The organism is Pseudomarimonas arenosa (assembly GCF_014841215.1).
In the GTDB taxonomy this organism is placed as follows: domain Bacteria; phylum Pseudomonadota; class Gammaproteobacteria; order Xanthomonadales; family Xanthomonadaceae; genus Pseudomarimonas; species Pseudomarimonas arenosa.
Window position 1 is genome coordinate 1 of the sequence record NZ_JACYTR010000089.1, and the last position, 11,067, is coordinate 11,067.

9 protein-coding genes are annotated in these 11,067 nt (G+C 61.1%); 5 read left to right on the forward strand and 4 right to left on the reverse strand.

The window, feature by feature from the left end; genetic code table 11:
* The 4 genes from IFO71_RS22375 to IFO71_RS20640 all read left to right on the forward strand — a co-directional run.
* On the forward strand, positions 1–1,839 hold a 1,839-nt coding region (locus IFO71_RS22375), incomplete at its 5' end, for an RHS repeat-associated core domain-containing protein (RefSeq protein ID WP_192031579.1).
* 779 nt (positions 1,840–2,618) lie between these two features.
* The gene (locus IFO71_RS20630) at positions 2,619–3,023 is read left to right on the forward strand and encodes a DUF4279 domain-containing protein (RefSeq protein WP_192031580.1); all 405 of its coding nucleotides are present in this window, start codon (positions 2,619–2,621) and stop codon (positions 3,021–3,023) included.
* A gap of 517 nt (positions 3,024–3,540) precedes the next feature.
* The gene (locus IFO71_RS20635) at positions 3,541–3,792 is read left to right on the forward strand and encodes a hypothetical protein (RefSeq protein ID WP_192031581.1); all 252 of its coding nucleotides are present in this window, start codon (positions 3,541–3,543) and stop codon (positions 3,790–3,792) included.
* Between the two features lie 904 nt (positions 3,793–4,696).
* Positions 4,697–4,948, forward strand: coding sequence for a hypothetical protein (locus tag IFO71_RS20640; RefSeq protein ID WP_192031581.1), 252 nt, complete (start codon positions 4,697–4,699; stop codon positions 4,946–4,948).
* Positions 4,949–5,098: 150 nt separating this feature from the next.
* Here IFO71_RS20640 and IFO71_RS20645 read toward each other — a convergent pair whose 3' ends face one another.
* From IFO71_RS20645 to IFO71_RS20660, 4 genes are all read right to left on the reverse strand, one after another.
* Positions 5,099–6,469 carry a TRAP transporter large permease gene (locus IFO71_RS20645; protein ID WP_192031582.1) on the reverse strand — a complete coding sequence of 457 codons (1,371 nt, stop codon included), beginning with the start codon at positions 6,467–6,469 and terminating at the stop codon, positions 5,099–5,101.
* The gene (locus IFO71_RS20650) at positions 6,466–6,978 is read right to left on the reverse strand and encodes a TRAP transporter small permease subunit (protein WP_192031583.1); all 513 of its coding nucleotides are present in this window, start codon (positions 6,976–6,978) and stop codon (positions 6,466–6,468) included. Before IFO71_RS20650 ends, IFO71_RS20645 begins: the two co-directional genes overlap by 4 nt.
* A gap of 96 nt (positions 6,979–7,074) precedes the next feature.
* Positions 7,075–7,548, reverse strand: a complete 474-nt coding sequence (locus tag IFO71_RS20655) for a GNAT family N-acetyltransferase (RefSeq protein ID WP_332309428.1) — start codon at positions 7,546–7,548, stop codon at positions 7,075–7,077.
* Between the two features lie 2 nt (positions 7,549–7,550).
* Positions 7,551–7,940 (reverse strand): DUF2782 domain-containing protein, encoded by a 390-nt coding sequence (locus IFO71_RS20660; protein WP_192031584.1) that lies wholly within the window; start codon positions 7,938–7,940, stop codon positions 7,551–7,553.
* A gap of 128 nt (positions 7,941–8,068) precedes the next feature.
* On the opposite strand from IFO71_RS20660, the gene polA reads away from it, so the two are divergent.
* Positions 8,069–10,795, forward strand: a complete 2,727-nt coding sequence (gene polA / locus IFO71_RS20665; RefSeq protein WP_192031585.1) for a DNA polymerase I — start codon at positions 8,069–8,071, stop codon at positions 10,793–10,795.
* Positions 10,796–11,067: the final 272 nt, after the last annotated feature.

Here is an 11,067-nt window from a genome sequence, read left to right on the forward strand (position 1 = left end):
CTGTGTTCGGTCTCCAATTCGCTCGACGACGAGAGCGGCCGTGCCAACACGCGCTACTCCTACGATGAGCTGGGTCAGCTGACCTCGCTGGCGGAAAACTTCGTAGATGTGGAGAACCTCGTAGAGCGCAGCATCGGGGTCAGCTACAAGTACGATACGTACGGACGGCTTTACAGCTTGACCTATGCCAATGGCGTGGTCGTTACCTATAGCTACGCCGGTGGCATGGTGTCGGCGATCAATGCCAGGGTCAACGGCGTGGTGCGGACCATTCTAACCAATGTGAGTTACCGCTCGGCCGGTAGGCCGTCCGGCTTCACCTACGGGAATGGCGCAGTGCGCCAACTGACCTACGGGTGGGACAACCGCCTGCAAAGTATCAGCACCGGCGCCCTGCAGTCGCTCAGCTATGGCTACGACGCCAACGATCGAATGAGCTCAATTGCCAACGGCTACGACAGCAGCACGCAAACCTTTGGCTATGACGATGTCGATCGTCTGACCATGGGCCAGCGGCACGACGGGCAGGATGAGTACTGGAGCTACGACAGCATCGGGCATCGGCAGACACACAACCGAGGTGGCAGCGGGTTTGGGCTCACCTATCAGGGCAATTGGCTGAGGCAAGTGGCCGGCGGCTCGGTCGATCGTCGCTATCAGATCGATGCGCTCGGCAACCGCACCCAGCTGACGCATGGTGGGGCGACAGAAGGCACCGACTTCTACTACGACCCGTTCCAGCGGCAGCGCTGGGTGGTGCGAGGCACCAACCAAACCGAATGCGACACCGCTCGCGCAGGTACGTGCCCGGTGATGACAGCGGGCTTGTGGACCTATGGCTACAACCACGCCGGTCAGCGTACCTATCGCAGCGACCATAGCCCGCCCAGTCGATTCCAGCTGCGCCGCGGAACTGACTACTTCAGCCGTGACAGCCTGAGAACCACTCGCCGTTGGATTCAACGCTACCTGCATGCGCCGAGCGGTGAGTTGTTGGCTGAGACTGCGCCGAACAGCAACACCGACGACGGCGCGATTGCCTCGGTGTATGTGTACTTCTCCGGTCAGCCGGTGGCGGTGATTCGCAATGGCGCGGTGCACTACATCTATAACGACCACCTGGGCCGACCGGAAGTGGTGGCGAACAGCGCCAATCAGCCGGTCTGGCGCGCCAAGAACTATGCGTTCCACCGCGAGGTGATGCAGCAGGGCGGCAGCTTTGGTGCGCTAAACCTCGGCTTCCCCGGTCAGTACTATGACGCCGAGACCAATCTGTACTACAACTGGCATCGGTACTATGACCCGAGTACCGGGCGGTATACGCAGGCGGATCCGATTGGGTTAGTGGGTGGGGTGAATCGCTATGGATACGCAAGCGGAAACCCCGTGGGCAGGGTCGATCCTCTGGGGCTGAAGGATTGGACTGAGTGCGAGACCGATGCATTTCTCGAGCAAGCGCGAAACGAACTACGCAACCCGGTGACTCGAACTTTGAATGCGATTCGAAATCATTTGGGCTACAACGGAGGTAGCCTAGGCAAGTTCGATTTCAGATTCAGGGCGCCAGACGATCGATTCATGGTCGATGGTGTTCCCATTAGCTCAGCCAGTTTTGGCAATTACATTGCCGGATATACCGGGGTACACCACACGGGACCACTTGGTCACCTAGGCGTGCTGGCCGGAGGAATCATGTTCGATGTGCCGGAAGACCTGATGCGAGATGGCACGACGAATTTCGACGCCGATAGTCGCCAAGATATCAACAATGGTGCAAAGCGCGCTTGGAGCGAAGTGTTTCGGCAAAGACCGCCCGCCTGCGGCTGCAGTGGAGAATAGTGCTCATGTATTTCTACACCACCATCGCTTGGGTTGTTCTACTTTTGCTGGTCACACAATTCTCGCAAAAGCCCAGAATTCGAGCAGCCGCAATCCTGCTCTTGATGGCGACACTTGCGTACGCGCTCTTGGTAGTGCCTGGGGCTGCGGCAAGGTTTGTTGGTGATTCTCATGCCGCATGTCGCGATTCCCTGAGTGCATACATCGAGATTGTTGGAGCAGTGCACCTCATTGCACTCGCGTCTGGGGTAGCGATCGCACTTTCCGCGCTAAGGACTGCAGCTGATGTGCGCAGTCAGAGCGGCAGCAATTCTAGGTCGGAAAGTGATTGACCACAGACTTGGACCCATCACACAAGCACAGACTTGGCCACAGACTTGGACAGCCATCAATTAGGAAAAGTCCTACCTCATTCGCCGAAGGAGTCTGATAGCGGCAATCTGTCGGATGCGAGATGCTGGGTGCATGGGCTACCCGCGTTCACAGCTGATGGATCCAACGGTTTCCGGCACGTATCACTGCGTGTCGCGCTGCGTCCGGCGTGCGTTTCTGTGCGGGGACGATGTGTTGAGCAAGGTAGGGCGGGTTTCTAACCCGCCGCTTTGTTGCCGCCATTCGCCGCAATCACTTGCTGCACGTGATGCAGCCTGGTGTTACGAGGGGTGCGATTTGGCGGTGTCGTGTGTTCCCCTGGCGGGTCAAGACCCACCCTGCTGCGCTGTCGATGGGTTGGGTGAAAATCATGGCCCCTATGGGCCCTTGTTGCCTGGAGGCGGTTGATGTCAGACATTTCCTTTTCTATCTCTTTGAGAATCTGGCATCCCACAGACTCTGCGAGTTCTGTTGTTAACGCAATTGGCAGGGAGCCTAGGTTTGCCCATTCGGTTGGAGACGATCGACAAACGCGCGATGGGCGGCCGCTCTCAGGCAAGTATCGAGAAACCTACTGCTCCTTCGTCTTGAGGGAAAAAGTCATCGGCCATTTCGACGACGTCATCGGCGAATTAATTGAAGAGAGTTCTCACCTGCAGGATGCCTTTGCTCGTGTCCGTGCCGCCGGAGGGCGATGCGAATTGTTTGTGGGTTTATTTGTTGAGGGAAGCTTTGGATTCATTGTTTCTGCCTCCGACCAGCTTCGGCTTGGGGCGCTTGGGCTGGATCTGGCCGTGGATGTTCACCTTTGACTTGGGCGCCGCCTTGAGGCGATGACTGCCTGCGGGCGCCATCACGGCAGCAAGGTAGGGCGGGTTTCTATCCCGCCGTTTTGTTGCCGCGATTCGCCGAAATCACTTGCTTCACGTGATGAAGGCGAATGTTTAGAGTGGCGCGATTTGGCGGTGTCGTGTGTTCCCCTGGCGGGTCAAGACCCGCCCTACTGCGCTTGGAGTTGCATGACAATGGGGGGAACTTCTCTGAAGTCGATTGGTACACGGTGGGTGAGGACACAGCAGTCAGCGCCGCGGGGGGAGCGTTATTCGGCGCGACTTTTGGGAGGGGAGCTATGATCGCGACAGGTGTCGGTACTGGTTCTCGCGTCGTGCCATTTGCAACCAATATTCTTGCGCAAAGCTCGATGGGCGTCTTGGCGGGCACCGGAACTGGCTACGGCCTCGGAATTCTAGCCATAATTGCTCGAGATTCATTCGCAGAAGGGCAACAAAAGAGTGAGGCCCATAACTCTGACTGTGGGTGCAATTCACGATGAAAGCACTGGTTGTCGCATGCCTCGTCGCCGCGCTGGTGGCGTTTTCGCTTGCTCGACTTCACGCGCGAGCAGGGTTCGGTTGGACGATTGTTGTGCCAATTTCGTGGCTTCTTGCGTCGCTGTGGCTTGCTAGAGCGTTCAGCTACGCTCATGAGTGGATGCCCACCCTTGTCGTGATCGCCAACTTCGCGGGAATAATGGTCGAGCGACTGCTACGAGGATCAACCGCTAAGGATGAAGCAAAGTAACGCGGTAAGACGCAAGGTGGGGCGGGTTTCTAACCCGCCGCTTTGTTGCCGCCACTCGCCGCAATCACTCGCTGCACGTGATGAAGCCTGATGTTTTGAGTGGTGCGATTTGGCGGTGTCGTGTGTTCCCCTGGCGGGTCAAGACCCGCCCTACCGGTACAGCCAGCCGGGCAGCCAGGTTGCGAGCTCTGGCCAGCAAGGTAGGGCGGGTTTCTAACCCGCCGCTCTGTTGCCTGCGCATTCCACGCAAACCGGTCACTGATTCCAGCGCATGCCGGTCACCGATTCCACGCGATGCCGGTCGGGGGTGGCGGGCGGTGGAAACATCGCTTAGGAATCGAATCGGGTCAAGTGTGCGCTGGGGTCGTTGGCTCCTTGCCTGAGGGGTGTTCGGGGTCGATCGCGGCCCGCTTGGCGCGCATCGATTCGCCCTTGAGCAAGGTAGGGCGGGTTTCTATCCCGCCGTTTTGTTGCCGCGATTCGCCGAAATCACTTGCTTCACGTGATGAAGGCGAATGTTTAGAGTGGCGCGATTTGGCGGTGTCGTGTGTTCCCCTGGCGGGTCAAGACCCGCCCTACTGCGCTTGGAGTTGCATGACAATGGGGGGAACTTCTCTGAAGTCGATTGGTACACGGTGGGTGAGGACACAGCAGTCAGCGCCGCGGGGGGAGCGTTATTCGGCGCGACTTTTGGGAGGGGAGCTATGATCGCGACAGGTGTCGGTACTGGTTCTCGCGTCGTGCCATTTGCAACCAATATTCTTGCGCAAAGCTCGATGGGCGTCTTGGCGGGCACCGGAACTGGCTACGGCCTCGGAATTCTAGCCATAATTGCTCGAGATTCATTCGCAGAAGGGCAACAAAAGAGTGAGGCCCATAACTCTGACTGTGGGTGCAATTCACGATGAAAGCACTGGTTGTCGCATGCCTCGTCGCCGCGCTGGTGGCGTTTTCGCTTGCTCGACTTCACGCGCGAGCAGGGTTCGGTTGGACGATTGTTGTGCCAATTTCGTGGCTTCTTGCGTCGCTGTGGCTTGCTAGAGCGTTCAGCTACGCTCATGAGTGGATGCCCACCCTTGTCGTGATCGCCAACTTCGCGGGAATAATGGTCGAGCGACTGCTACGAGGATCAACCGCTAAGGATGAAGCAAAGTAACGCGGTAAGACGCAAGGTGGGGCGGGTTTCTAACCCGCCGCTTTGTTGCCGCCACTCGCCGCAATCACTCGCTGCACGTGATGAAGCCTGATGTTTTGAGTGGTGCGATTTGGCGGTGTCGTGTGTTCCCCTGGCGGGTCAAGACCCGCCCTACCGGTACAGCCAGCCGGGCAACCAGGTGGCCATGTCGGGCCACAGCGCCAGCAGGCCGAGCATCACTAGCTGGATAACGATAAACGGCACGGCGCCGCGGTAGATGTCGCTGGTCTTGAGTTCGGGCGGGGCGACGCCGCGCAGGTAGAACAGGGCGAAGCCGAAGGGGGGTGTTAAGAAGCTGGTTTGCAGGTTGATCGCCATCATTACGCCGAGCCAAACCGGGTTGATGTCGAGCATGAACAGCACCGGGGCGACGATCGGCACCACCACGAACACGATCTCGATAAAGTCGAGCATGAAGCCGAGCAGGAACATCACCAGCATCACCGCGATCAGGGCGCCGATCTTGCCGCCGGGCAGGCCGGTCAAGGCCTGATGCACCAGGTCGTCGCCGCCGAAGCCGCGGAACACCAGGGAGAACAGCGCGGCGCCGAGCAGGATGGCGAATACCATGGCGGTGACCTGCACGGTCTGCTCGCTGACCTCGATCAGACGGCGCCAGGTGAATTGCCCGGCCAGCATGGCGAACAAGGTGGCGCCCACTGCTCCCACCGCGGCGGCTTCGGTCGGTGTGGCGACGCCGGCGAGAATGGAGCCGAGCACGGCGACGATCAGCAGCAAGGGGGGCGCGATCGCCCGCAGCAGTCGCAACAGGGATTGCGGCTCTGTTGTTTCACTCAGCGCCGGTGCCCGCTCGGGCTGGCGCCAGGCCACCCACAACACATAGATCAGATACAACAGTACCAGCAGGAAGCCCGGCAGGACGGCGCCAGCAAACAGATCTCCGACTGAGACCGTGTCCGGGCTGTAGTTGCCCAACTTGAGCTGGGCCTGTTGATAAGCGTTGCCGAGCTGATCGCCGAGCAGCACCAGCACCACCGAGGGCGGAATGATCTGGCCCAGCGTGCCTGAGGCGCACAGCGTGCCGGTGGCCAACCTGGGGCAGTAGCCATTGCGCAGCATCACCGGCAGGGAGATCAGGCCCATGGTCACCACCGTGGCGCCAACGATGCCGGTCGAGGCGGCCAGCAGGGCGCCGACCAGCAGCACCGCCACCGCCAGCCCACCGCGGCGCTTGCCAAACAGTGCGGCCACCGATTCCAGCAATTCCTCGGCCAGCTTGGAGCGTTCCAGCATCACCCCCATGAAGACGAACAGCGGCACCGCCAGCAGGGTCTCATTGCCCATGATGCCGAACACGCGGTTGGGGTAGGCCTGCAGATAACTCGGATCGAACAGGCCCAGGGCCATGCCCAGGGCGGCGATCAGCAGACTGACGCCGGCCAGCACGAAGGCCACCGGAAAGCCGCTGAGCAGGCCGAGGGCCAGACCGATCAGCAGCAGAGCCAGCATCAGCCCGCTCATGCGCCCGGCTCCCGCAGTGAAGCCAGCTGTTGCAGGCGCTTGATGATTTCGCAGAGCGATTGCAGCAGCAGCAGGGCCGCAGTCAGCGGAATCACCGCCTTCAACAGGTAGACCCCGGGCAGGCCGCCGGGCTCACGCGAGGATTCCGCGATCGACCAGCTGGCAGCGACGTAGTCGAAACTGATCCAGCCCATGAAGACAGCGAACGGCAACAGCAGCAGGGCGTGACCGAGCAGGTCGATCCAGGCCTGGACGCGCGGCGACTGACGCTGCTGCCAGACGTCGACCCGCACGTGCTTGTCCGCACGCAGGGTGCCGGCCGCCCCCAACATGAAGATCAGACTGTGCATCCACAGGCCGGCTTCCTGGGCCGCAATCGAGCCGGCGGAGAAGAAGTAGCGCGCCAGTACCAGGGCGAACGTCAATGCCACCAGCAGCGGCACCAGGGCGATCATCGCCGCGTCGACGGCGCGGCTGAGGCGGTCGAGCCAGAAGCTTGCGAGGTTCATGGGTTCAATGATGGCCGCGATGCGTGAATCGGTGAAACGGTACGTTCAAGATGGGGTCGAGTCCAGATGCGGTCAGCCAGACGCCTTGTGGTGTCGCTAACCATGCTCGCCGGGATGCAGGGCGATATTGAAGTGGAACGAACTGATTCGCAGACCACGGCGAAAGTAGAAGGCATGCGCCTCGGTGCGGTGGCAGCCCGAATCCAGATGCAGCTGATCGCAGCCGTCCTTGCGGCCAAGTTCGACCAGCCACTCCAGCAGCCGTGTGCCATAGCCATTGCCGTGTTCGTTCTGCTCGGTGACCAGGTCATCGACATACAGGGTGCGGCCGTGGGCCAGCATGTGGTGAATGCGATAGCCGGCAAAGCCCAGGCACACACCTTCGACGAACAGGCCGACGCAGCGGAATCCCTCGCGTCGCTGCCGCTCGACTGCGGCAATCAGATCGCCGCGATCAAGGTGGGGCCGCAGCTGGCGAACCACCGGATAGGCCAGGCTGATGTCGGCGTCCGACAGCAGCGGACGGATTTCGACCTCGCTGAGGTCCGCTGCGGCTGCGCTGTCCGTCACGCTCAGTTCCACTCGTACAGGGTCCAGTACACCGGTGCCACCGGGCCCTCGGCGTCCTTCTTGTCGAGGCGGCCGTCGCCATTGGTATCGAGCAGGGTGTATTCCGGCGCATTGCGCGGTTTTACCTTGACCATGGTCAGACGGCCGTTGACCCGGTACTCCTCGACCACATCGCCGTTGTCGACGGTGCGGATCTTCACTGCCGGTGCCTGTTCGACCGGCGGCGGCAGGGTGACTTTTTCCGGCAACTCGTCGGCGGGCCGCGGCTCGGCGCTGAGCAAGGCCTCGGTGGCCTCGGCCTCCTCGGTGCTGGTGGCCGCCTCGCTCTGCGCCTGTGCCCAGGCTGGCAGGCTCAAGCTCAGGGTGAAGGCAAACAGGATGGAAGACTTCATGCGGGCACTCCGGTTCGGACTGCTGACAGCATAACGTTTCGACGCCGGGCTGGATGAATCTGGAGCCGAGGCGGGCAATTCTGCGCCGAAGCGGCGAAAATACCCAACGCCCCAGCCAGGACGACCCGATGACCCGCCTAGTACTGATCGACGGATCAAGCTACCTGTTCCGCGCCTACCATGCCCTGCCCAAGCTCTCCAACGATCTGGGCGAGCCGACCGGCGCGCTGTTCGGCGTGGTCAACATGCTGCGCGGTCATCTGAAAGAGCAGCCCGACCTGCTGGCCTTCGTGGTCGACGCATCGGGGCCGACCTTTCGCGACGACCTGTATGCCGAGTACAAGGCCAACCGGCCGCCGATGCCGGAGGATCTGCGCGCCCAGGTCGAACCGATGATGCAGATCGTCGAAGCGCTGGGCATTCCGGTACTGCGGGTGTCCGGCGTCGAAGCCGACGACGTGATCGGCACCCTGGCCCTGCAGGCCGCCGAGCAGGGCATCGAGGTGACCATTTCCACCGGCGACAAGGACTTCGCCCAGCTGGTGCGGCCCGGTGTACGGCTGGTCAACACCATGAGCGGCAGCGTGCTTGACAGCGATGCTGCCGTTGAGGCCAAGTTTGGTGTTAAGGCGGCACAGATCGTCGACTATCTCGCCTTGATGGGCGACAGTGTCGACAACGTGCCGGGGGTGGACAAATGCGGGCCAAAAACTGCCGCCAAGTGGCTCGGCCAATACGGTGATCTGGACACTGTCATGGCCAGGGCCGACGACATCGGCGGCAAGATTGGCGAGAACCTGCGGGCTGCACTGGATCGTCTGCCGTTGAGTCGCCAGTTGGTTACCATCAAGACCGACGTCGAGTTGGGCCAGGGGCCGCAGGATCTGGCCCGCCGGGAGCCACAGCGCGATGAACTGATCGCGCTGTATTCCCGCTACGGCTTCAATCAGGCGCTGCGCGAACTGACCGGCGAAGGCCCGGCCGGCAAACCCACTGCAACCCGGCCCGCCGCGATGGATGAGCGGCCCGACCCAGCCATGGCAGTGAAAGGGCAGTACCACTGTGTCGTCGACCTCGATACCTTTAACGTATGGCTTGATCGGCTGGCCAAGGCCGATGCGTTCGCCTTCGATTGTGAAACCGACGCCCTCGACGCCATGCAGGCGAATCTGGTTGGCCTCAGCTTTGCCATCGAATGCGGCGAAGCGATCTACATTCCCTTGCAGCACCGCTACCCCGGCGCACCGACACAGCTGGCCGCGGAGACGGTGCTCGGTGCGCTGAAGCCGTTGCTGGAGAATCCCGCCATCGGCAAGATCGGTCAGCACGGCAAGTACGATCTGCATGTGTTGCGACGCCACGGCATCGATGTGCAGGGCTATCGTGATGACAGCATGCTGGCCAGCTTCGTCTGGCACTCGGCCGGCCTGCGCCACGACATGGATACCTTGGCCAAGCGCTTCCTCGGCTACGACACCATCAAGTTTGAAGATGTTTGCGGCAAGGGCGCCAGGCAGATCAGCTTTGCCGACGTCGATCTTGAGCAGGCCACCGCCTACGCTGCCGAAGACGCCGACATCACCTTGCGTCTTAACCAGGTATTCAAGCGAAAGCTCGAAGGCGAGCCTGGTCTTGAGAAGGTCTATCGCGATATCGAGATGCCGTTGGTCGAGGTGCTGACCCGGATGGAGGCCAACGGTGTGTTGATCGACGCCGAGGAGCTGCGCCGGCAGACCCGCGATCTCAGCAAGCGCGGTCTGCAGGTGCAGGAGCAGGCCTATGCGGTGGCCGGGCGCAAGTTCAATCTCGATTCGACCAAGCAGCTGCAAGCCTTGCTGTACGACGAGCTGGGCTTGCCGGTGCTGGTGAAAACGCCGAAGGGGCAGCCCAGCACTAACGAAGATGCGCTGGAGGCGATCGCGGATCAGCATGAACTGCCGCGGCTGATTCTGGAGCACCGCAGCATGGCCAAGCTGCGCAGCACCTACACTGAAAAGTTGCCGGAGATGATCAATACCGACACCGGTCGGGTGCATACCAGCTACAACCAGGCCGGCGCCGCCACCGGTCGCTTGTCTTCAACCGATCCCAATCTGCAGAACATTCCGATACGCACCGAGGATGGTCGGCGCATCCGCACCGCCTTCATCGCGCCCGAGGGTCGCCGCATCGTGGCCTGCGACTACTCGCAGATCGAATTGCGCATCATGGCGCATCTTTCCGAAGATCCCGGCCTGATGGCGGCATTCGAAAGCGGCCAGGATGTGCATCGGGCCACCGCTGCCGAAGTATTCGGTGTGCCGCTGGAGCAGGTGGATAGCGGTCAGCGTCGGGCAGCCAAGGCGATCAACTTCGGCCTGATGTACGGCATGGGTGCATTCACCCTGGCGCAGCAACTGGGCATCAAACGTGGAGAGGCGCAGGATTACATCGCGCTGTACTTCCGTCGCTATCCCGGCGTGCAGCGCTTCATGGAGGGCGCGCGCATGCAGGCGCACCAGTACGGCTATGTCGAGACTGTGTTCGGACGCCGTCTGCATCTGATGGAAATCAACTCGCGTCGCCATGCCCAGCGCGCCGGCGCCGAGCGCGCGGCAATCAATGCACCGATGCAAGGCAGCGCGGCCGACATCATCAAGCTCGCCATGCGTTCGGTGCACGACTGGCTGATTCCGCATGCCGACAAAGCCATGATGATCATGCAGGTACACGACGAGCTGGTGTTCGAGGTCGATACCGACTTCGTCGATACCCTGCTACCGGAAGTCAAACAGCGCATGCAGGCGGCGGTGAAGCTGCGTGTTCCGCTGGTGGTGGATGCTGGGGTGGGGGTGAACTGGGACGAGGCGCACTAGGGAAGGTCTGAACAAGTCCATCCTGGACTTTTCAGACGCGCCGAGTTCGGCACAGGTCCGAATTCGTCATACGCGATCAACAACTTACGTTGTTGATCTCGGCGGTGCATCCTTGCACCGCGGGAAACTCTGAACTTTTTCAGAGATTCCCTAGCAGGCCGCTGAAATACCCATCGGTTTTCTGAACTCTGCCCTCCCTGGCGGCTCGCCGTCAGTGGAGGTCTACCCTATCGCCCCGGGCCAGTGGGGCCTCAGAGTAGGTCGAAATCCGC